The sequence below is a fragment of the Alphaproteobacteria bacterium genome (assembly GCA_017308135.1).
In the GTDB taxonomy this organism is placed as follows: domain Bacteria; phylum Pseudomonadota; class Alphaproteobacteria; order CACIAM-22H2; family CACIAM-22H2; genus Tagaea.
On record JAFKFM010000010.1, the window covers coordinates 350745 to 376470 of the forward strand.

Sequence of the window (25726 nt, forward strand, 5' to 3'; positions counted from 1 at the left end):
AATCCTTCGAGGGCGGGACGCCTGGAATCGCGCGTATAGGGCGGGCGAAACTATGCCAGCCGGACCCGGCGGACAAGGGGCTTCGCCCGGGCTGGCATGGCGCTTGCTGCGTTTCGGCGCCATGAAGTTTTTGCTGGTCAATCCCAACACCAATACGCGCACGACCGACGCGATGGCCGCGATCGCCCGCGAAGCCGCACCCGGCGATACGATCATCGCGGCGACGGTGGCGTTCGGCGTGAATTTGATCGTGGACGAGAAGATGCTCGCCAAGGCGGCCGAGGCGGTGGAGGCGTTGTTCGCCGAGTTCGATTTCACGGGTTTCGATGGCGCCATCGTCGCGGCGTTCGGCGACCCCGCCCTTGAAACCGTGCGCAAATCCTGCGCCGTACCCGTCACGGGCATCGCGGAAGCCGGCATGCTGGAGGCCGGCGAAGGCGGACGGCGCTTCGGTGTGGCGACCACCACGCCGCTGCTGGTCAAGTCGATCGCCAAGCGTGCCGTATCGCTGAAGCTTGGCGGGCAATTCACCGGCGTGCGGCTCACGCCGGGCGACATTCACGCGCTGATGGCCGATCCGCCGGCGTTGGAAGCCGCGCTGGGCGCGGCGTGCGAAGCGTCGATCGCGCAGGACGGTGCGCAAGCCATCGTGATCGGCGGCGGGCCGTTGGCGGTGGCGGCACGCGCACTCGCCCCGCGTTTCGCCGTGCCGATCGTCGAACCGATTCCGGCCGCCGTAAGGCTCGCGCGCAAACGCGCGGCTTAAAGCTTGATCGCGGCGAGGCGCCTGGCCAATTCGCCGGGATCGATTTCCAGCAATGTCGGATTGGCGCGCAGCAGCACGGCGTCGCCCGACGCTTCGCCCAGGATTATACCGGCTTCCTTGCACGCGGCTTTGAACGCGGATGCCGGGCCGGGCGTGACCAGCCAAAACGTACTAGTGGTTTCGGCGCCCGACGGACGGATCGCGAAGCCCGCCTCGGTCAAGGCGCGTTCGAACGTCTGGCGCCAAACCATCGCGCGCGCCCAGTTGGGCTCCAGCTTGTCGAGTTCGGCGAGGACCAACGCCGCGATCGGCCAGAATTGCGGCAAGGCGCCACCATGCAAGCGCCGGTCGCGCTCGATGCCGTCGAGCAAGGCGGCGGGCCCCGCCAGGACCGCACCGAAGGGCAGGCCCAGCATCTTCCACAGCGACAAATAGACCGTGTCGAAGGGCTCGGCGAAATCCGCCATCGCGATGCCGCGCGCGGCCGATGCGATGGGCAAGCGCGCACCATCCAAATGCAACGCGACGCCCGCTTTCTTCGCGGCGGTGATCACCGCTTCCATTTGCGCGGCGGGGAACATTTCGCCGTGGCGGCGACGCACCGGCGTTTCGATGACGAGGGCGCCGATACTGCGACGGACCTTGCCGTCCTGCGCGCGCGCCAACGCATCGGTCAACGCTTTGGCGGCGAAACCGGGCCCGGTCGTCGCGGCCACAATGGGAGTAATACCCGCACCGGCGACCAGGGAGTCGCCGGTATCGTTCAAGATATGGCTGTCGGGATGCAGCAATACGCGCCGCGCATCGCGCCCGCAGAGCCGGTCGAGCGCCAGAAAATTGGCGAGCGTGCCGGTCGCGAAGATCACCGCGCGTTCCTTGCCCAGCGCCTTGGCGAGCTTCGCTTCGCATTCGCGGATCAACGCGCCTTCGCCGTAGCTGTCGGGCGTTATGTCGCGGCTGATCGCGGCGAGCCGCGTCGCGAAACTCGCATCGCCATAGGCGCCATCGACGTCCAAGCGAAGGTCGGGGAGGCGGATCGTCATAGCGTCGGCCGCTTGCCCTTCGACAAGCCCTCGGCCTCGGCGATCAGCTTTTTACGATCAGGCTTGTTCGTCGCCGCGAGCGGGATTTCATTCCGGAAAGATACGAAACGCGGATGCGCGTAGGCCGGGCCGTTGGCGAGCGCGAATTGCTTGATCTCCGCTTCGGTTGGCGAAGCGCCCGGCGAGGGCACGACGAAAGCGAAGGGGATCGCGCCTTTGATGTCGTCGGGGACCGGCACCACGCAAGCCTGGTGCACACCCGGCATGCGCTCCAGCAGGCGTTCGACTTCGCCCGGCCAGACGTTTTCGCCGCCGACCACGAACATGTCGTCCGCGCGACCGATGAAATAGAAGAACCCGTCCTTGTCGCGGCGGAAAATATCACCCGAGCGATACCAGCCGTCCTTCAGCACGGCGCCGGTCTTCTCGGGCAGATTGTTGTAGCCCTCCATCATCATGGGGCTGCGCATATAAAGAACACCTTCGTCGGCGTTCGGGCCTTCGCGCAATTCCGCTTCGCTGCCGGGGACCGGATAGCCGCAGGCGAGCGACGGGCGCGGGATCCCGTTTGGATGGATGCCGAACGGCGCGGGGCCCGCTTCGGTGGTGCCGTAGCTGTTGTTGATCAGCGCCTTGGGGAATAGCGCCTGGATCTTGTCGATCAGCGCTTGGGTCAGCGGCGCCGAGCCCATCGTCACGTTCGTGACGGAGGAAAAGTCGAGTGTGGAGAGCAACTCTTTTTCCTTGGCGACGAGGGCGAGCATCGTCGGCACGGAGGTGAGCCATGTCACGCGATGGTCTTGGATCGCGCGCGCGTAGACTTTCGCGTCGAACGCCGGCAGAAAGACGATCGACGCGCCGGAGGCAAGCGCGCCTTTGACGCTGATCGTCGCGTTCATATGGAACATCGGCGCGCCGACGATATAGCGATGATGCGAACGCTCGCCATAGAGCTTCGCCGCCGTTTCCATCGACCAGCGCTGGGAGTCGTGCGACAGCAGCACGCCCTTGGGCATGCCGGTCGAGCCCGACGTATAGAGCAGCATCGCGAGTTCGCGGGGCGCGGGCTCGACCGTGTCGAAGGGGCCGGGATCGAGCAATGCGTCGAACCCGCCATCGTCGTAGCCGATGCGCGTTACACCCGGCGGGCAGACCGGAATGCGGTCGGTGTCGTGGAACACGGCCTTCAATTGCGCGTCGTCGGAGATGTGTTTGACGATGTCGGCGCCCAGCTTGAACGAGATCGGCACCGAGACGAGGCCGGCGCGCATCGTGCCGAAATAGGCGTAGAGATATTCGAGCCGATTGAGCGACAGAATGCCGATCCGGTCGCCGCGCTTGTAGCCGCGCTTCAACAAGCCGCGCGCGACGGCGTTGCACTTCTCGTCGAGTTCGCGATAGGTGATCGCGCGCGGATTGGCGGGATCGCGCAATTCGACGATCGCGATCTTGTCGGGGGCGGCGTTCGCGTCGAAACAGCGACCGAGATTGCGCGACGGGATGGGCATGGTTTCGTTTCCTTAAACGGCGGCGTTGCGGCCGGCGATGCGCCCGCCGACGAAGCTTTCGGCGATGTTGCCGCCGGAGAGATAGAGATGGCCGAACACGCTGCCGAGTTCGCCCGCGACGTAAAGCCCCGGGATCGGCGCGCCATAGGGATCGAGCACGCGCTGCTCGGGATCGTGCGGCAAGCCGCCTTGGGTGTTCGACACGACCGGCCAGACTTTGGCGGTCGAGAACGGCCCTTTGCGGATCGGCAGCATCGATCCCGCGGGGCGGCCGAAGGCCGCGTCATTCCCCGCGTCGCAGGCCGCGTTCCAGGCATCGACGCTGCGCTTCAACGCGGCGGCATCGATCCCGTGACGCGCGGCGGCGGCGTCGAGCGTCTCGTCCTCGGCGAAAATCGCCGCATCGAGATCGCGCGGCGTGTGCTTGCCGAATTTCGCGGCGACCGACGCGTCGTTCCAGGTCGGCGCGCTGATCGGATAGCGCGCACGGCCTTCCGCATCGAGCAGCATAATCGCGGGCACACGCGGGAACTTCTGGCGCGAGGTGTCGTAATGCTCGAACGGCCGATGCCCTGTGTCCTGCATATAGGGCTCGTACTCGTTCATGAAGCGATGGCCGTCTTGATCCAGCAGGATCCAGGTCATGGTCACGTCGCCGCGCAAGCCTTCGGCATTGTTCCAATCGGGCAGGCGCTTCACGCGGATGCCGAATTTGTAATCCGGGTCCGGATGCTTGAGGCCGTAGGAGCCGTGGTAATGCCACATATGCCAAAGCCCGGCGCCGGCGGCTTGGCCCATGCGCAAGCCGTCGCCGGTATTGAAATCGACGGCCGCCGACAGCACCGGCTTCAGCACCCAATGCTGGCGCTGAATCTCGGGATCGGCTTCGAACCCGCCGCAGGCGAGTACGACCGATTTCGCCGCAATCGTCTTGCCCGCGACAACGATCCCGGTCACGCGGTCGCCGGTCTTCGCCAAGCGTTCGACGCGCGTGGCGAGTTTCACGTCGATCTTGCGATTGGCGACATTACGGCGCACGACCTCGAACAGCCGCGCCCCTTCAACGGCGCCGCGTACATGCGCGTAATCGCGCGCGACGTCGAACCCGTCGAGCGCTTCGACATAGGCGAAGCCGAACGTCTTATAGCCGGGCAGGGGATAATTGCCGGAATTGGGCTTCAGGCCGATCGCGCCGCCGACGGGCGTACTCAGCGTGCGGGCGTAATCCGCCAGCGTCGTCATGCCGTCGGCGAGGACTTTCAGAACGGGCTCTGGCGTCGTGCCGCCATTGGTGGCGACGAGATAGCTCATCGCGTCGTTGGCATCCTTGGCGATGCGCAATCCGCCGGCCGAGCAGACCGAGATGCCGCCGGGGATCGCGTTTTTCTCGACCAGCAGCACGCGCTTGCCGGCATCATGCGCCTCGATGGCGGCGACACCGCCGGCGAAACCGAAGCCGACGACGATAACGTCGTAGTCGTGGGTCATAGACCGAGCTTGCGCAATCCGTCGACCAGATCGGCGACCATCGCGTCGAGCGTAGCGCGACCTTTCTCGAGCGTGGCGCCGCGCGGGTCGCCGCGCGCCCCCGAGACGCTATAATCGGGGGTCGCCTTAGCGTTCCCGCGGAAAATCGTGGGCACGTAGAATACGGTCTTCGGTTCGTTCAGCGCGTTGCCGTAATCCTCGACCGCGCGGTCGATATGCGCAAGCTCGGGTGCGATCGCCAGGATCAGCGAGGCTTCCATCTCGTCGGCGTGGCCGCCGAGCTTCTGGCTCATCATGCCGCGCGTGGCGTTACCCAGCGCGCGGATATGCGCGACCGGAATGCGCACGTTCTTATGTTCCAGCGTTTCGCGCACCACGACCGTCACGGGGCCTTCGGTCGACACGCCCGTATTGACGATGACGATGTTCTTCGCCTTGTGACGGATCAGACCGTCGATGATGTCGTGCAGCACGGCCTGAAACGTCTCGGGCCGCAGATGTTGGCTGCCCGGATATTCGACGAAGGCGGGGTAGTAGCCGAAATCGACGACCGGCGCGATCAGCACGGGCAGCGACTTGGCGACACCATCGCACAGCGCGCGCGCGACCAGATAATCGGTCTGCATCGGCAAATGCGGCCCGTGCTCCTTGGCGCGTGCACCGATCGGAATCAGCACGGTTGAAGATTCGATCTTGGCCGCGACTTCCGGCCAAGTCAGATTTTCGATCCAAGCGCGGCTGGTGTCGGTCATAGGTAAAGCTCCAGGAAGCGATGGATGTCCGGGCCCCAGAAATTCTGGGCCGTGCTTTCGAACAGATGGCCTTCCCACGGCAGGAAGCCGAAGGCGGGATAGATTTTCGACCACACGACGCGGCCATTGCCCGCCAGCGCCGCCGCGATTTCCTTGGTCGGGCGGATCGAATAATCGTTCTCCGCCTGGATCAGGAACAGCGGCATCGTCACCTTCTTGGCGGCGGCGATCATCGTTTCGCGCAAGCGCGGCGTGCGGTCCCAATTCATCGCCGCCCCCGCGAAGTCGATCGCGCAGCGGAAGCGGTCGCATTTCGACGCGGCGAACAGCGTGTTCGTGCCGCCGAAGGACGAGCCCATCACGCCGATATGATCCTTACGGATCTCCGGCAGGGCTTCGACGGTCGCCAGCGCCGCGATTACGTCGTCGCTTTCGCGGTCGAGGCGCGTGGCGAGCTGGTCGTCGTATTCGTCGGTGCCGAATTCGGCCTTCACGTCCTCGCGCCACGGGGCGCCGGGCGAATTGCCGTAACCGCGCCGATGCGGCAGGAACGAGGCGATCCCCCAGGACATCAACGTCGAAGCCGTGCCAGGGCGGCTGACGTCGAGGGTGCCTTGATTTATGCCGCTGCCGTGGTTCAGCACCATGCACGGGAAGGGGCCGTCGCCCGGCGGCAGGTAGAGATAGCCGGCGAGTTCGCGCCCGTCCGATTTGAACTTGATCTCGCGCGGCACGATCGGCAGGGCATGCAGCGATGTGGGGCGCATGCCGCTGGGCAAAGCCGCATCGTCCTCGGCCACGATCACGCGATCGAACCCGTCGATCGCGGCCCCCATCGTTTTGCGCACGGCCTCGAAATCGGGGCTCGCCGCGCGCGCGTCGAGATCGGCTTGATGCGCCGCCTTGGTCGGGAATTCGCATTCCCAAGTGACGTCGGGCACGCGGCCTGCGCCGGCATCGACGCGCACGAAAACGCGGCCCGCCGCCAAACCGATCGCGCGGCGGACCGCGCACGCGCGCCGGCGGATCGCCAGCACGTCCGCCGCCTTGCCGGGCTTGGCGTAATAATGCGTGCGTTCGACGATCGGCATGGGAAACCTCAGTTCGGGAAGTGGCAGCGGATCTGGCGGCCGTCGTTGCCCGCCACCAAGGCGGGGTCTTCGACGCGGCAGCGAGCTTGGGCTTTCGGGCAGCGCGGATGGAAATGGCAGCCCGAGGGCCGCTCGCGCGCGTTCGGGATTTCGCCCATCAACGTGTCGGGTACCGGTAAATCGGGATCGGGCTCGGGCACGGCCGCGATCAACGCTTCGGTGTAGGGGTGCGCGGGCTTGTCGAAAATTGCGCCGACGGGGCCGATCTCGACGATGCGGCCCAGATACATGATCGCGACGCGATCGGCGATGTATCGCACGGCGCCGAGATTGTGCGAGATGAACAGCATCGACAGGCCGTAGCGCGCACGAAGCTCGCCCAGAAGATTCAACACTTGCGCTTGAACTGAGACATCTAGCGCCGAGGTCGCTTCGTCGCACACCACGAGTTTGGGCGAAGAAGCAAGCGCACGCGCGATCGCGATACGCTGGCGCTGCCCGCCGGAGAAGGCGTGCGGATAGCGTTCGGCCGCGTCGGCGGGCAGACCAACGATCGACAGCATTTCGCGCACGCGGGCTTCGCGCGTCGCGGCGTCGATGCCAGCCGCGCGCATCGGTTCGGCGACGATGTCGCGTACGCGCATGCGCGGGTTAAGCGACGACATCGGATCCTGGAACACCGCTTGGATGCCGCGCCGCAAGGGCCGCATCTGCGCTTCCGGCAGATCGGTGATATCGGCACCGTCCAAGCGGATACGGCCGGCACTGACCGAAAGCAGCTTCAGTACCATGCGTGCGAGCGTGCTTTTGCCGCAGCCGGACTCGCCGACGATGCCCAGCGTCTCGCCGCTCGCGAGTTTGAAGCTGACGCCGTCGACCGCGATCAGCGGGCTGAGGCCGGGGCTTTCGAAATTGCGGCCGACATTTTCGACCTCGAGGATAGGATTCATCGTGCGGCCTCCGCTATGCCGACGGCGATCGGGCAGCGGATCGAACGGCCCATGGCGCTTTCGATCAAGGCGGGCTCGGCCTGCGAACAGCCGGGCTGCACATCGGGGCAGCGCGGATGGAAGCGGCAGCCGCGCGGCAGATTGCCGGGGGCGGGCATCGTGCCGGGAATGAAAGGCAGATGCGTATCGCGTTTGCGCGCGGTCGGCATCGCCGCCAGCAGCAAGCGCGTATACGGGTGTTCGGGCGCCTTCAGCACGTCGCGCACGCTACCCGTCTCCACGACCTCGCCCGCATACATCACGACCACGCGGTTCGACATGCGCGCGATCACGCCCATATCGTGGGTGATCAACAGGATCGACGTGCCGTAGTCGCGGCGCAGCTCGTTCATCAGCGCCAAGATTTGCGCCTGGATCGTCACGTCGAGCGCGGTCGTCGGCTCGTCGGCGATCAACAAGGCGGGGCGGCAGGCCATCGCCATCGCGATCATCACGCGCTGGCGCATGCCGCCCGACAATGCGTGCGGAAACTCGTCGAAGCGCCGATCCGGGTTGGGAATGCCCACGCGCCCGAACCATTTGACGACTTCGACGCGCGCTTGACTTGCGTCCATGCCGAGATGCGCTTGCAGCACTTCGGCGACTTGGAAGCCGACGGTCAGCAGCGGGTTGAGGCTGGTCATCGGCTCTTGAAAAATCATGCCGATGCGTTTGCCGCGAATCTTCTGGAACGCTTTGGCATCCAGGCGCGCCAAATCCTGGCCGTCGAACATGATCCGGCCCGTCGTGATCGCGCCTTGCGCGCCGAGCAGGCCCATGACGGCCAGCGCGGTCACCGACTTACCCGAGCCGCTTTCGCCGACCACGCCGACGACTTCGCCTGCCGGCACGGCGAAGCTGACGTCGCGCAAGACTTCGCGCTTGCCGCTTTCGGTGGCGAAAGTGACGCTGAGTCCTTCGATGGCGACGATCGGCGTTTCCATCAGCGGCCCTGCAGCTTGGGATCGAGGGCATCGCGCAAGCCGTCGCCCAGCAGATTGAAGCCGATGATCGTGATGCCCAGCGCCAGGCTGCCGAAAATCGCGAGATAGGGATCGGTGCGCAAGGCGGGCAGGCCGTCGCGGATCATGCCGCCCCAGCTGGGGACTGGCTCCTGAATGCCGAGGCCGAGGAAAGAGAGCGTCGCTTCCGCCATCACGATGAAGCCCACGCCGACCGAAGCGCGCACCAGCAATGGGGCGGCGATATTCGGCAGGAGATGGCGCAGGAAGATCGCCCAGGTCGGCGTGCCCGCGACGATCGCGGCGTCGATATAAAGTTCTTCACGGATCACCAGCACGAAAGATCGCGTGAGGCGTGTGACGCCAGGCCACCAGACCAGCGCCAGAGAGATGATGACGGTCAGCACGCCCGAGCCGATCATCGACGCGATCAGGATGGCGATCACGACTTCGGGGAAGGCGAGCATGATATCGACGAAGCGCATCAGGAAGGCGTCGATCCGCCCGCCCATATAGCCCGCGATCATGCCGAGGATGGCGGCGACGGTCAGCGTGATCGCCAGTACCGCGCCCGCGACCAGCAGGGAGACGCGCGCCCCGTAGACAAGTCGGCTCAAAATATCGCGGCCGAGCTTGTCGGTGCCGAGCGGGTTTTGGGCGGTCGGCGGCGACCACGGATTGAAAAGATCGGTTTCCTCGGGCGAGTGCATCATCAACGAAGGGCCGAAGATCGCCACGAGGACGACGAAGAACACGATGGCGCCGCCGATCAGCACATTGCGCTGGCGGGCAAGGCGGCGCAGCACCAAGCGCCAGCCGTCGAGCGGATACTGGGTCGTTTGCGTTGCGGCGGTCATTTCACCCCCATGCGCTGCCGGATGCGGGGATCGATGATCGCGTAGGCGACGTCGACGGCGAGGTTGATGAGCACGAAGAAGGCGGTGAACAGCATCACGATCGCCATCGCGACGGGATAGTCGCGCGCGAAGACGGAATCGATCGCGAGCCGACCGAGGCCGGGGATATTGAAGATCGTCTCGACGACGAACGTGCCGCTGATAAGCCCGCCGAAGATGATGCCCATCGACGTGAGCAGCGGCACGAGGATGTTGCGCAGCGCATGGCGAGCGATCACCACGCGCTCGGCGAGGCCCTTGGCGCGCGCGGTGCGGATGTAATCCTGGCCCAGCACTTCCAGCATGAAGGTGCGGGTGAGGCGCGCGATATAGGCGGCGGAAGGGATGGCGAGGATCGCGACGGGCAGGATCGCCTGATCGATCCGGCCCCAGCCCGCCACGGGGAGGGCCCCCATTTTGATCGAGAAGATATAGACGAAGAACGTCGCGAAGGCGAAGTTCGGGATCGACAGCCCGGCGACGAGAATAAGGATGATCGCGGTATCGACGCCGGAATTGCGCTTGATCGCGGCGAGGATACCCGCCCCGATGCCGATCGCGGCGGCGGCGGCCAATGCGGCGAGGGCGAGGATCGGGCTGATTTTGATCCCGTCGGACAGCACCTCGACGACCGGGATGCGCACGTAACGATAGGACATGCCGAAATCGCCGACGACGACGCCGGCGATGTAGTTGAAGAACTGCTTCCATAGCGGCTGGTCGAGCCCGTATTCCGCCCGCAGGCGGTTCGCCATCTCGACGTTGGACGAGTGGTCGCTGAGCATCACCAGAACGGGATCGCCCGGCAGGGCGTAGGTGGCGAGGAAGGTCGCCACCAACACGATCCCGAGAACGGGAACGAGGCCGGCCAAACGCCATGCGACGAAACGCAGCATCTTGGCCGGCCCCTTTCCCTGACCTTACTTGATCTCGGCGAACACGAAGCGGTCGAAGCCGAACGGCGTGGCGCGCGCGTTCGTGACGTTCGGTTTGACCAGCGCGATCGCCGCCACCATCGGCAGCGGGGCGGCACCCACATCGTCGATGTAGACCATCTCCGCCTGACGGTAGAGTTGGAAGCGCTTGGCGTCGTCGACCGTCGCGGTCGCTTCGTCGATCAGCGCGTCGTATTTCGCGTTGAACCAGCGGCCGCGGTTATACGGGCTCTTCGAGTGCCACATCTGCTCAAGGTAATACATCGCGTCCGGATAGCCGGAGGTCCAGCCCCAGGGGAAGAACGCGACCTCACCCGCGTTCATCGCGCGGATGAACGTGGCGCGCTCGACGACGTTGACGTTGACCTGCATGCCCAGCGTGCGGTTCAACTCGTTGGCGTAGTAGGTCAGCTCGTCCTTGAACACGGCGGTGGACGAGATGTCGATCGGCGGCAGGCCGCGGCCACCCGGGAAGCCCGCGTCGGCCAGCAGCTTCTTTGCGGCTTCCGGATCGTATTTGGGCTTGGGCAGATCGTTGAAATAGCCCGCCACGCCCGGTGTGGTGATGCCGTGCAGTTGGAAGGCCGCGTTGTCGTAGAAGCCGCGGATCATGCCGTCGCGGTTGATGGTCAGCGAGATCGCTTCGCGCACGCGCTTGTCCTTGAACGGCGCGTAGACCAGCGGGTTCATGGCGAGGAAGCGCGACTGTGCGCGCGGCACGACCTGGCGTTCCTTTTCCTTGCTCGCGTCGCGCATCACGCGGCGGATGGTGCTTTCCTGCACGTCGAGCACGTCGAGCTCGCCCGCTTCGTACTGCGCCAGCGCCGTGTCACCGTTGGGGATCACCAGGAAGCGCACGGCGTCGATCTTCGCCTTGTTGCCCCAGTAATCCTTGTTGGCGTCGATTTCGACGAAGGCGCCGCGGCGCCATTCCTTGAACTTGAACGGGCCCGTGCCGGCCGAAACCGTGCGCACCCAATCGGCGCCCTTGTCGGCGACGATGCCGGAATCCATGAACCAGATCGGATAGATCGGGAACAGAACGTCGGGCTTGGTGAAACGGATCTCGATCGTGTGATCGTCGACGATCTTCACGCCCGAAAGGTCCTTGGTCTTGCCGCCCTTCACATCCTCGATGCCGACGATGCGCGCGACGTAACCCGCGCCGATACCGGCCTTGGTGTCGGGTGCGGCAAGCTGCTCGAGCGTGTATTTCACGTCCTTGGCCGTGAAGGCGCGGCCCGAATGGAACTTCACGTTCTTGCGCAGATTGAAGCGGAAACCGTGCTCGCCCGGCAGGGCGGTCCAGGATTCCGCCAGCACGTTGACGATCTTTCCGTCCGGCGTGAAATCGGTGAAACCTTCGTAGACGTTGCGCAGCACGCGCCCGGCCACGAGTTCGGAATAGGTGATCGGATCCAGCATCGCGGGATCGCCGGTCACGTTGATGCGCAGGGTCTTCGCGTCGGCGGCGGTGGCGACCGCCGCGAGCATGAGGAACCCGGCGAAGGCTTTGGCGAGGACTCTCATCGCGGCTCTCCGTTATTTATGGGCGCAAGCGCCCGGGATGATGATGAATACGGTTGCAAGCAAAGATTGGACCGGACGCGGAAGTCGGTCAATGCGCGCGAGCGTCGCGGTCATGGCTCGATCACCACTTTGCCGAAGCTCTTGCGTTCCTCCAGCACGCGCATCGCGTCGGCTGCGCGTTCCAGCGGGAATCTCTCGGGATGCAGCACGGGCTCCAACGTGCCGTCGCCCAGCATGGCGAGCAGCGCAGTGACGTCCTCGCGCGACCAGCCGTTGGAGCCGACGATGTTCAGCTCGAACGTCCAGATGTAACGAATATCTTCTTTGGGGTCGTAGCCGGCCGTGGCGCCGCAAGTCAGCATGCGTCCGTCGCGGCGCAGAACGCGCAGCGCTTTAGTCCAGGTATCGCCGCCGGTGAAGTTCACCACGACATCGATCCCGCCTTCGTCTTTCTTCGCCACGCGTGCACGTCCGAATTGGCGATGGCATTCGGCGACGAAATCCTGCGTCGCGTAGTCGATGCCGATATCGGCCCCGAGCGTCTTCAGGCGATCGAGCTTGTCCTGGCTCGACGCGGCGACGATGACTTTGGCGCCCGCGCGCTTGGCGAGTTGCACGCAGCATGTGCCCACACCGCCGGACGCACCCAGGATCAGGATCGTCTCGCCCGCTTTCAGCTTACCGCGATCCAGGATCATGCGATGCGCGGTGCCGTAGGCGGTGGGCAACGCCGCCGCCTCGGCATAGCCGATCGACGCGGGCAGGGGAATGCACATATGGGCGGGCACGCGCACTAGTTCGGCGAGACCGCCGTCGAAGGTTTCGCCCATGAAGCCGCGTTCGACGCGGTTGATCGGATCGATCAGCACGCGGTCGCCCGGTTTGAAATCGGTCACGCCCGGCCCGACTTTGGCGATATCGCCCGCCGCGTCGATGCCCATGATCAGCGGCAGCGGAATCTTGATGCCCGGCATGCCGCGCCGTGTGAACACGTCGTGATAATTCAGCGTGCAGGCGCGCACGCGCACCAGCACGTCACCTTCGCCGAACGGCGGATCGCGATAATCCGGCGTGTAGGTCAGCCGATCGATCCCGCCATGTTCGTGGATGACGACGGCGCGCATGGGTCAGGCCGCCGTCGTCAAGGTGATGTCGCCGCGCGGGCTCGTCAGCACGGCTTGGAAGCCGGCGCGATCGCCGCGCAATACGGGCACCGGAATGCCAAGCGCCGTGTAGATCGCCGACAGACGTTCGCTATCGGGATGCAAGGCGACGACCGATTTGAAGCCGATGCCGCCCGGCGTGGTGCCCGCCGGATGCGGCGAGCCTTTCCAATCGATTGCGAAGGGAATCATGTCCGCATCCTGTCCTTCGCCGAAATAGAGGATTTCCCAATGGAGCCGCACGCCGTCGCCGCGCGTGCGCCCGCCGGGAATAGGCCCGCGCACCGGCAGCCCCAGCTTCTTCGCCGCTGCTTCCATCGCGGGCAGATCGTCCGAACGCACGCTAAGTGCCGTGAGTCCCGGACCGGCGAGTTTTGCCAGACGGCCGCCGCGATTGCCGTTCAAATTTTGTGCGGGATCGGGCGCGATAATTTCAAAGAACAGCTGGTCGCCCATCGACAGCAGCGCATTGCGCGTGCCGAAGCCTTCATGGATGCCGCCGGGTCCGGGCTTCACGCCCGAAAGCTGTTCGAACAGTTTCTCGCCGGCGGAAAGATCCGGCGTGCCCCACAGAATATGATCGAGAAAGACGGTCATGCGGACACCGTTTGGGTGAAGTATGTGCCGCGCCCGGCGGCGACGATCGCGCCGTTCTTGTCGCGCAGCGCTACATCGACCGTGCCGAGCGTGCGGCCGGCGCGCAGCGCCTTCGCTTCGGCGCGCAGATCGGTGTCGATGGCGGGCCGTATATAGTCGATGCGCAGATCGACCGTCGGCAAGCCGCGCCCGGTTTTGGCGAAGGCTGCGTAAGCGCCGGCGACGTCGATCACCGCGGCCAGCACGCCGCCATGCCATTGCTTGGACCCCGGTTCGCGCTCGAAGCCCGGCCGCCATTTGGCGCCGAGCGTCACCGACGGCCCCGAGGGGTCGAGGTCGAGCAATTCGAGCCCGAGGAAATCGTGGAAAGGCGACGACGCCATCAAAGCGCGCAATTTGGCGGCGTCGGTCATCGCGCGTGCTCCAATGCCATGGCTTCCACGGCTTCGGCGAAGCGCGCGATCTCGTCCTCGGTGTTGTAGTAATGGACCGAGGCGCGGATCATTTTATCGATGCCGCGCGGAATGAGATCGAGGCGCGTGGCTTCCGCGACCGAGACGGTGACGTTGATCTTTCGCTCGGCGAGTTTGGCCTTGAGCGCCGGGGCGGGGATGCCCGCCTTGGTGAAGGTGACGATGCCGCAGCGCCGTGTGCCGCGATCCTGGATCGTCACCCCGGGCACATCGGCAAGGCGCGCGCGCAACGCTGCCGCGAGCGACGCGACGCGCGTTTCGATCGCCGCCATCGGCAAAGCAAGCGCGTAGTCGAGCGCCACGCCGAAACCGACCTTCGCGGCGAAGCTGCATTCGGGCGTTTCGAAGCGGCGCGCGTCGGCGCGCAGACGGTAATCGCCGTCGGCGTACCAATCGGCGGCGAAATCGTCGAGGAAGGGCGGATCGAGAAGGTCGAGCATCGAGCGGCGCACGTAAAGGAAGCCGATGCCCCGGGGCCCGCGCAGGAATTTGCGCGCCGTCGCCGACAGCATGTCGCAGCCGATCGCTTCGACGTCGATCGCCATTTGGCCGACCGATTGGCAGGCATCGAGCAGATAGGGCAATTTCGCGCGCTTGGCGATCGCACCGATCGCCGCGGCGGGATTGACCAGGCCGCCGCTGGTCGCGACATGGGTGATCGCGATCAGCTTGGTGCGCGGGCCGATCAGATTCTCGAACGCGGCGAGGTCGACATCGCCGTTGTCGAGGCTGGGCGCCACGTCGATTTCGATGCCGTCGCGCCGGGCGCGCTGCAGGAAGGCGATATAGTTGCTGCAATACTCCGTGCGCGTCGTCAGCACGCGGTCGCCCGGCGCCATCCGCACGGCATAGAACGCCATGTCCCAGGCGCGCGTCGCATTTTCCAGCACGGCGATTTCGTCGGGTTGCGCATTCAGCAGCGTGGCGAGCGCGGCATAAGGACGATCCAACCGCGCTTGCATCCGTGCGGCGGCTTCATAGCCGCCGATCTCCATTTCCAGGCGCAGATAATCCGTCATCGCGTCGACGACGGCGCGCGGCGGCAAAGCGCAGCCCGCGTTGTTGAAATGGATCAGTTCGGCCGTGCCGGGCGTATCGGCGCGCAAGCGGGCGATGTCGAGGCTCATGCCGCCATTCCTTTCCGCCGGCGGTCGAGCGCGTCGGCGAGATCGGCCCCGCCGCCCACGATATGCGGTTCGAACAGGCGGATCGCCGCATCGATATCGGCGTGACGGCACGCGGTCAGGATCGCGTTGTGTTCGGCGCTGTCGTCGTCGGCGGTGTTCATCGCGACGAATTCGATGCGCAAATAGCGCTCGACGGCATCGTGCTGTTCTTCGATCAGGCGGCGCAGGCGCTCGTTGGCATGGGCGTAGAGACCCATATGGAATTCGCGGTGCAAGGCGAGCCATGCGCCCGCATCCGTTTCGCCGTCCATGGCGCGCAATATCGCCGCCAGGCGGTCGAAATCGGCCGGCACCAGCAACGGAACGGATTGGCGCAAGGCGAGGGATTCGAGCGCGAAGCGGATCTCGAAAATCTGGCGGATCTCGTCGGCGGACAGGGTCGACACCACGGCGCCGCGATGGGGCAGGAAATCGATCCAGCCTTCGGCCTCGAGCAGGCGCAGAGCTTCGCGGATCGGCGTACGGCTCACGCCCAGTGCGGCGGCGATTTCATCCTGAACCAGGGCTTCGCCTTCGGACAGGGCGCCGGTCGCGATTGCCTCGCGCAGGCAATCGACGACGAATTGGGTCGCCGTCCGATGCCGGCTGCCGCCCCGTGTGACGATCTGCTCTATAGCCGCCCTGTTCATTGATTGGATATTGGATAAAATTCAGAACCAGAAAAAGAGGGATTCTTTTACTTATTTAAAATCATATACTTGACTTGAATACCTAAAGTGCATCGGCAGAAAATCTGTTCCTTTCGAACGCCAATTCAGACGGTAAAACCCGCGCGATTCCAAGCCGATGGCGCCGAGTCTAGCCGCTCATCCGGTAGGTTTTCGGCGATGTCCCGGCATGGGTAGCGAAAAACCGGGAAAAGTAGGCCGGGTCCGAGAAGCCGAGCTGGAAGGCGATCTGGGAGATCGATAGCGCCGTGTAGACCAGGTCGCGGCGTGCCTCGATCATCAATCGTTCCTGCATGATCTGGGTCGCCGACCGGCCGACGATCTGGCGGCAAGTCCGGGTCAGATGCGTGGTCGAAACCCCAAGCGCGCGGGCATAGTCGGTCAGCGGTCTATGGGTGCGGAACGACGCTTCGACCATCTCGATGAAACGGCGCACGAGATCGGCGCGCGGGGCCGGGGCAAGATCGCCGCCGGCGACATGGCGGCGCACCGCGCGCGCGAACCAGATCGCGATCAACTCGGCATAGGCCGACAGGGCGAAATCGCGATTGGCCCGGCCGCCGGCGAATTCGGCGAGGGCCGAACGCATGATGGCGCCCAGATCGCGCAAAGCCGGATCGTTGCGCGGGATCGCGGCGACCGAAGGCTGGGACAGGATCGCCGCCGCCGCCGGTTCGTTTTTCAGCAGGCGCAGCATCGTATTGCGCGCCGCACTGGCGACGAACCCGTCGCTGCCCGCGCGGAACTTGAATTCATGCACCGTCAACGGCGGCAGCAACACGGCCGTGCCCGGCTTCAGCGGGAACGCGCGCCCATCGACGCGCGTTTCGCCGCCGCCCTTTTCGACGAGCATGAACTGGAACATGTCGTGATGGCGATGCGGCTGGATCCGCCAGTTATAGGCCGCACTGCGCAGCTCCAGCGTTTCGATATGCAGCGCGTCCGGGAAACGGTCATCGCGCCGTTCGCCGTACAGCCAGAAAGCGGGGATCGCCTGGTCGCGCATGGGGCCGCCTTATGTTCGATTTGTCCAAGAGGCTGATCGAATGCTCCATTGCGGTCAAGCCGAATTCACAACCACTATGCGTTCCAAGGCCGCATCGAAGCGGCGGGGAGGACACGGCATCGCATGCGCACGCAAGTCGCCATCATTGGGGCCGGGCCTTCGGGCCTGTTGCTCGGGCAGTTGCTGACGCTTGCCGGTATCGACAACGTCATTCTCGAACGGCGCAGCGCCGATTACGTGCTCTCGCGCATCCGGGCGGGCGTGCTCGAACGCGGCATGGTCGATCTTCTGCACGAGGCCGGGGCGGGCGAAAGACTCGCCAAGCACGGCCTGATCCACGAAGGATTTTCGATCGCCTTCGACGAAGCGTCGCATCGCATCGACATCGCCGGGTTGACCGGCGGCAAGGCCGTCACCGTCTACGGCCAAACCGAAGTCACCGCCGATCTGATGGACGCGCGCAAACGCGCTGGCGGCATCACAATCTACGAAGCCGAAGACGTGACGCTCCACGATTTCGATGGCGCCAGCCCGCGCGTCGCCTTCGTCCAAGACGGTGTGGCCAAGGAACTGACCTGCGACTTCATCGCGGGCTGCGACGGTTATCACGGCGTGTCGCGCGCCTCGGCACCGCCAAGCGTGTTGAAGGAGTTCGAGCGCGTCTATCCCTTCGGCTGGCTCGGCGTGCTGGTCGACACGGCACCGGCGGCACACGAGCTCGTCTATGCCAGCGGCGAACGCGGCTTCGCGCTGTGCTCGATGCGCTCGCCCACGCGCAGCCGCTATTACGTGCAAGTGCCGCTCGACGAGAAGCTCGAAGATTGGTCGGATGACCGCTTCTTCGACGAATTGCGCCGGCGCGTGCCCGCCGATGTTGCGGCCCATGTCAAATCCGGACCCTCGATCGAGAAGAGCATTGCGCCCTTGCGCAGTTTCGTCGCCGAACCGATGCGCTTCGGCCGATTGTTCCTGGCGGGCGATGCCGCGCATATTGTCCCGCCAACGGGGGCGAAGGGGCTCAACCTCGCGGCCAGCGACGTGCGCTATCTGTTCGACGCGTTGCGCGAGCATTATCTCGACCGGTCCGATGCCGGGCTCGACGCCTATTCGGCGCGCGCTTTGGCGCGGGTTTGGAAGGCCGAGCGTTTTTCGTGGTGGATGACCGGGCTTTTACACTTGTTTCCCGGTGAAACGCCCTTCGATCGCCGGGTGCGCCGAGCGGAATTCGACTACATTGCGCAGTCGACTCACGCGGCGTCGGCGGTGGCCGAAAATTACGTCGGGCTGCCCTATTGAGGCCACCCGGCGCCAACGACGACAAAAAAGGAGGAACCCCCATGTCGAAAACAATCGTCTCGCGGCTGAAGCGCTTCGGCGCCGCGGTCGCTATGCTGGCGGCGGGCGCTGCGGGTGCGGCGCAGGCCGACACGATCAAGGTCGGCATCATCGGGCCGTATTCGGGCCCGTTCGCGTTGCAGGGCAAGAATTTCCAAGCAGGCGTGGAAGCCTATCTGGCGCAGAACGGCAAGAACGTCGCCGGGCATACGATCGAGATCGTCTATCGCGATTTGCCCGGCGCCAATCCGCAGCAGGCGCGCGCGCTGGCGCAGGAACTGATCGTGCGCGAGAAGGTGCAGTATCTCGGCGGCGTCTACTTCACGCCCGACGCGCTGGCGATCACGCCGCTGCTCGAACAAGCGAACGTGCCGCTGGTCATCTTCAACGCCGCGACCTCGGCGATCATGAATTCGTCGCCGCTGGTCGTGCGCACATCGTTCACCACGGCGCAGACGACCACGCCGCTGGGCAAGGCCGCGATCGAACGCGGCACCAAGAAATTCATCACCGTGGTCAGCGACTACGGTCCCGGTATCGACGCCGAGAACGCCTTCAAGAAGGCGATCGAGGCGGCGGGCGGGCAGGTCGCGGAATCGATCCGCATGCCGATGACCACGAACGAGTTCAGCCCGATCATGCAGCGTGTGCGCGGTGCGGGCGTGGAAGGCTTGTTCGCCTTCCTGCCGTCGGGCCCGCCCACGCTGGGTTTCGTCAAGGCGTTCAACGACGCCGGTTTGCGCCAGGCGGGTATTCGCTTCTTCTCGACCGGCGACCTCACGCAGGAATCCGACCTGCCGGCGTTGGGCGAGGCGGCTTCGGGCATGCTGACCGGCTTCCACTACGCCGTGTCGCATGACTCGGCCGTCAACCGCGCCTTCGTCGAGGCGGCGGGAAAAGCGCTGGGCGACGTCAATCAATTGTCGTTCCCGGCCGTCGGCGCCTATGACGGCATGCGCGTGATCGCCAAGATGATCGAAGCGACCGCCGGCAAGCAGGAAGCGGCCAAGGCCGTGGCGGCGGTCAAGGGCATGGCGTGGGAAAGTCCGCGCGGGCCGGTGAAGATCGACGCCGAAACCCGCCACATCACGCAGACGATCTATCTGCGCGAAGTCGCCAAGGACGCCACGGGCAAGTGGATCAACAAGGAGATTCAGAGCTTCCCCGAACAAGGCGATCCGGGTCTGGCGAAGTAAGCACGGCGTGCGGCCGGGGCGGCGAATGCCGTCCCGGCTTCGTGCGAGGATCACCACGTCGATATGATCACGTTCTTCAGCATCGCGGTCGACGCCGTCGCCTACGGGATGGCGTTGTTCATCATCTGCATCGGTTTGTCGCTGATGATGGGCTTGATGCGCGTGGTCAATCTCGCCCACGGCGCCTTCGCGATGATCGGGGGCTATCTCGCCTCCTACGCGACGATGCAGCTGGGCTTCGGCTATTTCGCCGGAATCGCGCTGGCGGTTCTCGGCACGGTTCTAATCGCCTTGCCGCTGGAGCCGCTGCTCTACCGGCGCATTTACGGCAAGCCCGAATTGATGCAGGTGCTGATGACGGTGGGCATCGCCTTCGCCGCCATCGGCATCGTCAATTATTTGATGGGCCCGACGCTGAAAACGATCCCGCTGCCGCCGATCCTGGCCACGCCGGTCGATATCGGCTTTCGCAGCATCGCGGGCCATCGGCTGTTCGTCATCGCCAGCGGCATCGTCGTGGTCGCGGCATTGTGGATCGCGATCGAATACACGACGCTGGGCATCAAGCTGCGCGCGGCGATCGAAAAGCCCGACATGGCGCGGGCACTGGGCGTGCGCACGAACGCCTATTTCCTGGGCTGCTATGTCGTCGCGACGGCGCTGGCGGCGTTCGGCGGGGCGGTGGGGGCGGAGTTCCTGCCGATCGAGCCGTTCTACGCGCTGCGCTATATCGTGACCTTCCTGGTGGTCGTCTCGGTCGGCGGGGCGGGCTCGATCGTCGGCTCGCTGCTTGCCTGCCTGCTGCTCGGCGCCATCGACGTGACGGGCCGTTATCTCGTGCCCGATTTCGGCAATTTCTTCTTCTATCTTTGCGTCATTGTCGTGATCTTCGCCTATCCCAACGGCTTGATGGGACGCGCGCGATGACGATGCGCCATCCCCCCTTGTCGGACGCGGCGCGCGGAGCTTGGCCCGCGTATAAGCGCGACGCTTACGGCATTCTCGTCGTCTTCGCGGGCGGCATCGCGGGTTATTACTTGTTCCCCGACAGCCTCGCCTTGCTGACGCGCATCGTATCGATCGCGCTGCTGGTGCTGTCGCTCGATCTGGTCGTCGGCTTCTGCGGTGTGGCGACCTTGGGCCATGCGGCGCTGTACGGGATCGGCGCCTATGCCGCCGGAATCGTGTGTTTGCGCGCCGGGATCACCGATCCGTTCTTGCTGGTCATGATCGGCGCGGGTGCAGGGGCGGTCGCGGGGATCGCGATGGGCGCGGTGCTGCTGCGCACGCATGGATTGCCGCAACTCGTGCTGTCGATCGCTTTCGTCCAACTCGTGCAGGAAGGGGCGAACAAAGCGTCGGCCTATACCGGCGGCAGCGACGGTTTGGCCGGAATGATGCCGGCTCCGATTTTCGGCGTGTTCGCCTTCGATCTATGGGGCCGCAGCGCCTATCTGTTTGCGATCTTCCTGCTGATCGCCGTTTTGGCGATCCTGGCGATCGTCGCGCGCTCGCCCTTCGCCATGCTGTGCCGGGGGGCGAAGGAAGATCCGGTGCGCGTCGAATCGCTCGGCGTGGCGATCCGCCTGGTGCTGCTGCGCATGTACGCGATCTCGGGCGCCATCGCGGGTATCGGCGGCGCGCTCGGCATGCTGGCGACGCAAGTCGTCGGGCTCGACGGCGTGTCGTTCGAATTGTCGGCCAACGCGCTGGTGATGCTGGCGCTGGGCGGCGTGGGCTCGCTTTACGGCGCGCTTGGCGGCACGGTCGCCTTCATGATGGTCGAACACATGGTCGCCGCGATCAACCCGTTCCATTGGATGACCGTGATCGGCGGTTTGATGATCGGCGTCGTGCTGGTCGCCCCGCGCGGCCTCGCGGGCGGGCTCGACGACCTCCAACGCCGTTTGTTCGGCGGTAAATCGGAGACGCGGCAATGAGCGCTGTCTTCGACGTCGCCGGTATCACCAAAAGCTTCGGCGGCTTGAGCGTCAATCGCGACGTGTCGATGCGTTTGGCCGAAGGCGATCGCGTCGCGTTGATCGGGCCCAACGGGGCGGGGAAGACGACGTTCGTGAATCTCGTCACCGGGCATTTGGCGCCCGATGCGGGGCGCATCGCTCTGGCGGGCGAGGACATCACGCGCCTCGACACCGTCGCCCGCGTCACGCGCGGCCTGGTGCGCACGTTCCAAGTCACGCGGCTGTTCGCCGACATGACGCCGGCCGATCACGTCGTGATGACGATCCTGCGCCGCACCGGAAAGGCGACACGCATCCTGGCACGGTTCGGCGGCGATTCCGCCGCCAACGACGAAGCCTATGAAATCCTCGCGGCGTTGGGCTTGAGCGACGCGATGCGCCGCAAAGTGGGCGAGATCGCTTATGGCCAGCAGCGTTTGGTCGAGCTTGCCATCGCGCTGGCGCACCAGCCCAAGGTGCTGCTGCTGGACGAACCGGCGGCCGGTGTCGCGTCGTCCGACGTGCCGCGCATCGAACAAGCGCTCGAAAACTTGCCGCCGACGCTGGCGGTACTGATGATCGATCACGACATGGATCTGGTAATGCGCTTCGCCCAGCGCGTCGCGGTGCTGGTGGCGGGCGAACTCGTGTTCGATGGCGCGCCCGCCGATGTGGCGCGCGATGCGCAGGTGCGCGCGGCCTATCTGGGGAGCTACGGCCATGCAAGCCGCGACGCTTGAGATCGCCGGCCTCGGCGCGGGCTATGCGCGCTCGCAAGTGCTGGAGGACGTGTCCTTCACGGTGCCGGCGGGCGGACGGCTTTGCGTGTTCGGGCGCAACGGGGTGGGCAAGTCGACGCTGATGGCGGCGATCATGGGGCTCTGCCGCCGCTTCACGGGCGATATCCGGATCGACGGGCAAAGCGTGTCGGCGCAAGGCCCGTCGTCGCGCGCCCTGGGCGGGATCGGCCTCGTGCCGCAAACCCGCGAGATCTTCCGCACGCTGACGGTCGAGGAGAATCTGATCGCGGGTCTCAAAAGCCGCCCGCGCGCGGCGATCGACGAGGCCTACGAATTGTTTCCGCGGCTGGCGCAGCGCCGGCGCAATCTCGGCGCGCAATTGTCGGGCGGCGAACAGCAGATGCTGTCGATGGCGCGCACGATTTTGGGCAAGCCGCGTGTGCTGCTGCTCGACGAACCGCTGGAAGGCTTGGCGCCGGTGATTTGCGATGCGGTGATGGCGGCGATCGACCGCTTGGCCGCGACCGGCGAAATGACGATTCTATTGGTCGAACAGCGCCTTGAACTCGCCTTCGAGTTCGGCGAAATGGCGCTGGTATTGGAACGCGGCCGGGTCGTATGGTCCGGCCGATGCGACGATCTGCGCCGCGACACCGCCGCCGTCGAACGGCATATCGGTGTTGGCGGTCTGGGCGGGCATTGACCCGTCCGCGCGACGGGGAGGGGGAGTAAGGGAACGATGTCGAACACCGAATATTATCGCCGGGACCGGAAATGGCATCCGGCGCCGATCGTGCCGAACTACAAATCGACGGTGCTGCGCAATCCGCAACGGCCGCTGCTGTCGCTGCCGCAATCCGCCGTCGATATGGCGAGCCCGGTCTTCGGCCAAGCGAAACTCGATCCGCTCGATCACGATCTGATCCTGAATTACGGCACGGGCGCGGAAGCGGTGGGCGAGCGTATCGTCGTCCATGGCCGCGTGCTCGATCAGAATGCGCGCCCCGTGCCCGGCGCGTTGATCGAGATTTGGCAGGCCAATGCCGGCGGGCGCTATCGCCATGTACGCGACGGCTATCTCGCCGCGATCGATCCGAATTTCGGCGGCTGCGGCCGCGTGCTCACAGATGCGGAGGGCAAATACGCTTTCCGCACGATCAAGCCCGGCCCGTATCCTTTCCGCAACAACGGCTCCGACTGGCGCCCGGCGCATATCCATATCTCGATTTTCGGTGCCGCGTTCGCGCAGCGCTTGATCACGCAATTCTATTTCGAAGGCGACCCGCTGATCGCCAAATGCCCGATCGTCAACACGATCGCGGACGCGGCGGCGATCGATATGCTGGTCGCGAAGCTCGACCTCGAAAACCAGGGGCCGTACGACCACCTGACCTATCGCTTCGACATCGTGCTGCGCGGCCGCCGCTCGACCTTCTTCGAGAACCGGCCGGAGGGGAACTGACATGACGATCGAACCGTTGAACGAAACCCCGTCGCAGACCGCCGGCCCCTATGTGCATATCGGCACGCTGCCGTCGGTCGCGGGGCTGAACGTCCGCACGCAGGAAAAGCTCGACGTCGCGGCACCCGCCAATGCGGCGGGCGAGCGCATCTTCATCGAAGGCACGGTGCGCGACGGCGCGGGCTCGCTGGTCGTCGATGCGGTGCTGGAGCTGTGGCAGGCCGACAGCAAAGGCAAGCTGCCCGGCTTCTGGGGCCGTGCGGCGACCGATTTCAAGACCGGCCTCTATCGGTTCGAAACGGTCAAGCCCGGCAAGGTCGCGGGCGCGCCGGACGCGCCCTTCGTCACGCTGCTGCTGTTCGCGCGCGGGCTCAACATCCATCTTCATACGCGGATGTATTTCGCGGACGAGAAGGACGCCAACGCCGCCGATCCCACGTTGAAGGCCGTGGGCGATCCCGCTTTGGCGGCGACGCTGATCGGCGCGCGATCGACGGAGAGTGGCAAGACGGTCTATCGTTTCGATATCGTTCTGCAAGGCGACGGCGAGACCGTCTTCTTCGACATCTGACCGGCAAGGAGCCCCCCGGCCTTGAACAAGACAATCGCAAGTCTCGCCGAAGCCGTGTCGGTGATCGGCGACGGCGCGTCGGTGATGATCGGCGGGTTCGGCGGGTCCGGCTCGCCGATCGAGCTGATCCATGCGCTGATCGACAAGGGGCCGAAAGGCCTCACCGTCGTCAACAACAACGCCGGGAACGGGCATGTCGGCCTCGCCGCGCTGATCGAAGCGGGATGCGTGGCGAAGCTGATCTGCTCCTTTCCGCGTTCGGCCGATCCGGTCGTGTTCACCGAACGCTACCTTGCCGGCAAGATCGAGCTGGAGCTCGTGCCGCAAGGCACGCTCGCCGAGCGTATCCGCGCGGGCGGGGCGGGGATTCCGGCATTCTATACGCCGACCAGCTACGGCACCGATCTCGCCAAAGGCAAGCCGGTCGCCGAGTTCGACGGGCGGCCTTACGTGCAGGAACGTTGGCTGAAAGCGGATTTCGCGCTGGTGAAGGCCGAGATCGGCGACACGCACGGCAATCTCACCTACCGTGCGGCCGCGCGTAATTTCGGCCCGCTGATGTGCATGGCGTCGGCCACGGCGATCGTGCAGGTCTCGAAGCTCGTCGCGCCCGGCGGTATCGCGCCTGAAAGCGTCGTCACACCCGGCATCTTCGTGCAGAAGATCGTCGAAGTGCCGAACCCGGCGCAGGAAGAAGATTTGAACCGCGCGGGGGCGCGCTACCCATGACCGCCGAAAAGCTTTCCAACGCCCAGATCGCCTGGCGCGCGGCGCAGGACATCGCCGATGGCGCTTACGTCAATCTCGGGATCGGCTTCCCGGAGATGGTCGCGCAGTATCAGCCGCCGGGCCGCCAAGCGATCTTCCATACCGAAAACGGCATTCTGGATTTCGGGCCCGCCCCCAAAGCGGGCGAAGAAGACTGGGATCTGATCAACGCCGGCAAGAAGGCCGTGACGTTGAAGCCGGGCTCGGCCTTCTTCGATCACGCGACCAGTTTCGCGATGGTGCGCGGCGGTCATTTGGATGTCGCGATCCTTGGCGCCTATCAGGTGGCGCAGAGCGGCGACCTCGCGAATTGGAGCACCGGCCCCAAGGGCGTGCCGGCGGTCGGCGGCGCGATGGACTTGGTCCACGGCGCCAAGCGCGTGGCGGTGATCACCGAGCACGTCACTAAGGATGGCAAGCCCAAGCTCGTCGAACGCTGCACGCTGCCGCTGACCGGGGTGGGGTGCGTCACGCGCGTCTATACCAGCCTCGCGGTCATCGACATCGCCGGCGGCAAGTTCGTGCTGCGGGAGAAGCTTGGCAGCATGACGCTCGACGAACTCCAAGCGCTCACCGGCGCCAAGCTTCATGTCGACGGCGCAGTCGGCGAGTTGAAGGTGCCGAGCCTCGCGGCGTGAT

At 65.2% G+C, this 25726-nt stretch carries 27 protein-coding genes; 11 read left to right on the forward strand and 16 right to left on the reverse strand.

The features are described from left to right. Positions 1-121 precede the first annotated feature (121 nt). On the forward strand, positions 122-766 hold the full coding sequence (locus J0H39_18525; protein MBN9498753.1) for an aspartate/glutamate racemase family protein: 645 nt from the start codon (positions 122-124) through the stop codon (positions 764-766). On the opposite strand, the gene J0H39_18530 is transcribed toward J0H39_18525, so the two are convergent. From J0H39_18530 to J0H39_18605, 16 genes are all read right to left on the reverse strand, one after another. Continuing rightward, entirely contained in the window at positions 763-1809 is a 1047-nt protein-coding gene (locus tag J0H39_18530) for a hypothetical protein (protein ID MBN9498754.1), read from the reverse strand. The genes J0H39_18525 and J0H39_18530 overlap by 4 nt on opposite strands. After that, positions 1806-3317: an acyl--CoA ligase gene (locus J0H39_18535; GenBank protein ID MBN9498755.1), complete on the reverse strand. Its 1512-nt coding sequence runs from the start codon at positions 3315-3317 to the stop codon at positions 1806-1808. The genes J0H39_18530 and J0H39_18535 overlap by 4 nt, the downstream gene beginning before the upstream one ends. Before the next feature lie 12 nt (positions 3318-3329). After that, positions 3330-4805, reverse strand: a complete 1476-nt coding sequence (locus tag J0H39_18540) for an FAD-binding protein (protein ID MBN9498756.1) — start codon at positions 4803-4805, stop codon at positions 3330-3332. Continuing rightward, positions 4802-5557 (reverse strand): creatininase family protein, encoded by a 756-nt coding sequence (locus J0H39_18545; protein MBN9498757.1) that lies wholly within the window; start codon positions 5555-5557, stop codon positions 4802-4804. The genes J0H39_18540 and J0H39_18545 overlap by 4 nt, the downstream gene beginning before the upstream one ends. Beyond that, on the reverse strand, positions 5554-6648 hold the full coding sequence (locus tag J0H39_18550) for a prolyl oligopeptidase family serine peptidase (protein MBN9498758.1): 1095 nt from the start codon (positions 6646-6648) through the stop codon (positions 5554-5556). The genes J0H39_18545 and J0H39_18550 overlap by 4 nt, the downstream gene beginning before the upstream one ends. Positions 6649-6656: 8 nt before the next feature. Then, positions 6657-7598, reverse strand: a complete 942-nt coding sequence (locus tag J0H39_18555) for an ABC transporter ATP-binding protein (GenBank protein MBN9498759.1) — start codon at positions 7596-7598, stop codon at positions 6657-6659. Beyond that, positions 7595-8581, reverse strand: coding sequence for an ABC transporter ATP-binding protein (locus J0H39_18560; protein MBN9498760.1), 987 nt, complete (start codon positions 8579-8581; stop codon positions 7595-7597). The genes J0H39_18555 and J0H39_18560 overlap by 4 nt, the downstream gene beginning before the upstream one ends. Continuing rightward, complete coding sequence (locus tag J0H39_18565) at positions 8581-9456, reverse strand: ABC transporter permease (GenBank protein ID MBN9498761.1); 876 nt, start codon at positions 9454-9456, stop codon at positions 8581-8583. The genes J0H39_18560 and J0H39_18565 overlap by 1 nt, the downstream gene beginning before the upstream one ends. Continuing rightward, positions 9453-10391 carry an ABC transporter permease gene (locus J0H39_18570; protein ID MBN9498762.1) on the reverse strand — a complete coding sequence of 313 codons (939 nt, stop codon included), beginning with the start codon at positions 10389-10391 and terminating at the stop codon, positions 9453-9455. Before J0H39_18570 ends, J0H39_18565 begins: the two co-directional genes overlap by 4 nt. A gap of 24 nt (positions 10392-10415) precedes the next feature. Further along, a complete protein-coding gene (locus J0H39_18575; GenBank protein MBN9498763.1) occupies positions 10416-11960 on the reverse strand; it encodes an ABC transporter substrate-binding protein in 1545 nt (514 codons plus the stop codon). A 110-nt stretch (positions 11961-12070) separates the two neighbouring features. Next, positions 12071-13084: an SDR family NAD(P)-dependent oxidoreductase gene (locus tag J0H39_18580; GenBank protein MBN9498764.1), complete on the reverse strand. Its 1014-nt coding sequence runs from the start codon at positions 13082-13084 to the stop codon at positions 12071-12073. A 3-nt stretch (positions 13085-13087) separates the two neighbouring features. Beyond that, on the reverse strand, positions 13088-13720 hold the full coding sequence (locus J0H39_18585) for a VOC family protein (protein MBN9498765.1): 633 nt from the start codon (positions 13718-13720) through the stop codon (positions 13088-13090). Then, positions 13717-14133: a PaaI family thioesterase gene (locus J0H39_18590; GenBank protein MBN9498766.1), complete on the reverse strand. Its 417-nt coding sequence runs from the start codon at positions 14131-14133 to the stop codon at positions 13717-13719. Before J0H39_18590 ends, J0H39_18585 begins: the two co-directional genes overlap by 4 nt. Continuing rightward, positions 14130-15320: an aminotransferase class V-fold PLP-dependent enzyme gene (locus tag J0H39_18595; GenBank protein ID MBN9498767.1), complete on the reverse strand. Its 1191-nt coding sequence runs from the start codon at positions 15318-15320 to the stop codon at positions 14130-14132. Before J0H39_18595 ends, J0H39_18590 begins: the two co-directional genes overlap by 4 nt. After that, positions 15317-16009 carry a GntR family transcriptional regulator gene (locus J0H39_18600; protein ID MBN9498768.1) on the reverse strand — a complete coding sequence of 231 codons (693 nt, stop codon included), beginning with the start codon at positions 16007-16009 and terminating at the stop codon, positions 15317-15319. The genes J0H39_18595 and J0H39_18600 overlap by 4 nt, the downstream gene beginning before the upstream one ends. A gap of 169 nt (positions 16010-16178) precedes the next feature. Continuing rightward, a complete protein-coding gene (locus J0H39_18605; protein MBN9498769.1) occupies positions 16179-17054 on the reverse strand; it encodes a helix-turn-helix domain-containing protein in 876 nt (291 codons plus the stop codon). A gap of 123 nt (positions 17055-17177) precedes the next feature. On the opposite strand from J0H39_18605, the gene pobA reads away from it, so the two are divergent. The 10 genes from pobA (at position 17178) to J0H39_18655 (ending at position 25725) form a co-directional block, all read left to right on the forward strand. Beyond that, positions 17178-18350 (forward strand): 4-hydroxybenzoate 3-monooxygenase, encoded by a 1173-nt coding sequence (gene pobA, locus J0H39_18610; GenBank protein MBN9498770.1) that lies wholly within the window; start codon positions 17178-17180, stop codon positions 18348-18350. 41 nt (positions 18351-18391) lie between these two features. Further along, complete coding sequence (locus J0H39_18615; GenBank protein MBN9498771.1) at positions 18392-19585, forward strand: ABC transporter substrate-binding protein; 1194 nt, start codon at positions 18392-18394, stop codon at positions 19583-19585. A 63-nt stretch (positions 19586-19648) separates the two neighbouring features. Further along, positions 19649-20512, forward strand: a complete 864-nt coding sequence (locus J0H39_18620; GenBank protein MBN9498772.1) for a branched-chain amino acid ABC transporter permease — start codon at positions 19649-19651, stop codon at positions 20510-20512. Then, positions 20509-21525: a branched-chain amino acid ABC transporter permease gene (locus J0H39_18625; protein ID MBN9498773.1), complete on the forward strand. Its 1017-nt coding sequence runs from the start codon at positions 20509-20511 to the stop codon at positions 21523-21525. The genes J0H39_18620 and J0H39_18625 overlap by 4 nt, the downstream gene beginning before the upstream one ends. Continuing rightward, positions 21522-22286 (forward strand): ABC transporter ATP-binding protein, encoded by a 765-nt coding sequence (locus J0H39_18630; protein ID MBN9498774.1) that lies wholly within the window; start codon positions 21522-21524, stop codon positions 22284-22286. The genes J0H39_18625 and J0H39_18630 overlap by 4 nt, the downstream gene beginning before the upstream one ends. Next, complete coding sequence (locus tag J0H39_18635; protein ID MBN9498775.1) at positions 22267-22989, forward strand: ABC transporter ATP-binding protein; 723 nt, start codon at positions 22267-22269, stop codon at positions 22987-22989. Before J0H39_18630 ends, J0H39_18635 begins: the two co-directional genes overlap by 20 nt. A gap of 36 nt (positions 22990-23025) precedes the next feature. Then, positions 23026-23748, forward strand: coding sequence for a protocatechuate 3,4-dioxygenase subunit beta (gene pcaH, locus J0H39_18640; protein ID MBN9498776.1), 723 nt, complete (start codon positions 23026-23028; stop codon positions 23746-23748). 1 nt (position 23749) lies between these two features. Further along, positions 23750-24319, forward strand: coding sequence for a protocatechuate 3,4-dioxygenase subunit alpha (pcaG, locus tag J0H39_18645; protein MBN9498777.1), 570 nt, complete (start codon positions 23750-23752; stop codon positions 24317-24319). A gap of 21 nt (positions 24320-24340) precedes the next feature. Then, positions 24341-25048, forward strand: a complete 708-nt coding sequence (locus J0H39_18650; protein MBN9498778.1) for a 3-oxoacid CoA-transferase subunit A — start codon at positions 24341-24343, stop codon at positions 25046-25048. Then, entirely contained in the window at positions 25045-25725 is a 681-nt protein-coding gene (locus tag J0H39_18655) for a CoA transferase subunit B (protein MBN9498779.1), read from the forward strand. The genes J0H39_18650 and J0H39_18655 overlap by 4 nt, the downstream gene beginning before the upstream one ends. The last annotated feature ends 1 nt before the right edge of the window (position 25726 follow it).

Coding starts and splice junctions, on each gene's coding strand:
- J0H39_18620 (MBN9498772.1), top strand. CDS start 19,649: ATGATCACGTTCTTCAGCATCGCGGTCGACGCCGTCGCCTACGGGATG.
- J0H39_18570 (MBN9498762.1), bottom strand. CDS start 10,391: ATGCTGCGTTTCGTCGCATGGCGTTTGGCCGGCCTCGTTCCCGTTCTC.
- J0H39_18565 (MBN9498761.1), bottom strand. CDS start 9,456: ATGACCGCCGCAACGCAAACGACCCAGTATCCGCTCGACGGCTGGCGC.
- J0H39_18605 (MBN9498769.1), bottom strand. CDS start 17,054: ATGCGCGACCAGGCGATCCCCGCTTTCTGGCTGTACGGCGAACGGCGC.
- J0H39_18595 (MBN9498767.1), bottom strand. CDS start 15,320: ATGAGCCTCGACATCGCCCGCTTGCGCGCCGATACGCCCGGCACGGCC.
- pcaG (MBN9498777.1), top strand. CDS start 23,750: ATGACGATCGAACCGTTGAACGAAACCCCGTCGCAGACCGCCGGCCCC.
- pcaH (MBN9498776.1), top strand. CDS start 23,026: ATGTCGAACACCGAATATTATCGCCGGGACCGGAAATGGCATCCGGCG.
- J0H39_18630 (MBN9498774.1), top strand. CDS start 21,522: ATGAGCGCTGTCTTCGACGTCGCCGGTATCACCAAAAGCTTCGGCGGC.
- J0H39_18525 (MBN9498753.1), top strand. CDS start 122: ATGAAGTTTTTGCTGGTCAATCCCAACACCAATACGCGCACGACCGAC.
- J0H39_18580 (MBN9498764.1), bottom strand. CDS start 13,084: ATGCGCGCCGTCGTCATCCACGAACATGGCGGGATCGATCGGCTGACC.
- J0H39_18550 (MBN9498758.1), bottom strand. CDS start 6,648: ATGCCGATCGTCGAACGCACGCATTATTACGCCAAGCCCGGCAAGGCG.
- J0H39_18590 (MBN9498766.1), bottom strand. CDS start 14,133: ATGACCGACGCCGCCAAATTGCGCGCTTTGATGGCGTCGTCGCCTTTC.
- J0H39_18625 (MBN9498773.1), top strand. CDS start 20,509: ATGACGATGCGCCATCCCCCCTTGTCGGACGCGGCGCGCGGAGCTTGG.
- J0H39_18535 (MBN9498755.1), bottom strand. CDS start 3,317: ATGCCCATCCCGTCGCGCAATCTCGGTCGCTGTTTCGACGCGAACGCC.
- J0H39_18530 (MBN9498754.1), bottom strand. CDS start 1,809: ATGACGATCCGCCTCCCCGACCTTCGCTTGGACGTCGATGGCGCCTAT.
- pobA (MBN9498770.1), top strand. CDS start 17,178: ATGCGCACGCAAGTCGCCATCATTGGGGCCGGGCCTTCGGGCCTGTTG.
- J0H39_18560 (MBN9498760.1), bottom strand. CDS start 8,581: ATGGAAACGCCGATCGTCGCCATCGAAGGACTCAGCGTCACTTTCGCC.
- J0H39_18545 (MBN9498757.1), bottom strand. CDS start 5,557: ATGACCGACACCAGCCGCGCTTGGATCGAAAATCTGACTTGGCCGGAA.
- J0H39_18555 (MBN9498759.1), bottom strand. CDS start 7,598: ATGAATCCTATCCTCGAGGTCGAAAATGTCGGCCGCAATTTCGAAAGC.
- J0H39_18540 (MBN9498756.1), bottom strand. CDS start 4,805: ATGACCCACGACTACGACGTTATCGTCGTCGGCTTCGGTTTCGCCGGC.
- J0H39_18615 (MBN9498771.1), top strand. CDS start 18,392: ATGTCGAAAACAATCGTCTCGCGGCTGAAGCGCTTCGGCGCCGCGGTC.
- J0H39_18585 (MBN9498765.1), bottom strand. CDS start 13,720: ATGACCGTCTTTCTCGATCATATTCTGTGGGGCACGCCGGATCTTTCC.
- J0H39_18635 (MBN9498775.1), top strand. CDS start 22,267: ATGCAAGCCGCGACGCTTGAGATCGCCGGCCTCGGCGCGGGCTATGCG.
- J0H39_18600 (MBN9498768.1), bottom strand. CDS start 16,009: ATGAACAGGGCGGCTATAGAGCAGATCGTCACACGGGGCGGCAGCCGG.
- J0H39_18655 (MBN9498779.1), top strand. CDS start 25,045: ATGACCGCCGAAAAGCTTTCCAACGCCCAGATCGCCTGGCGCGCGGCG.
- J0H39_18575 (MBN9498763.1), bottom strand. CDS start 11,960: ATGAGAGTCCTCGCCAAAGCCTTCGCCGGGTTCCTCATGCTCGCGGCG.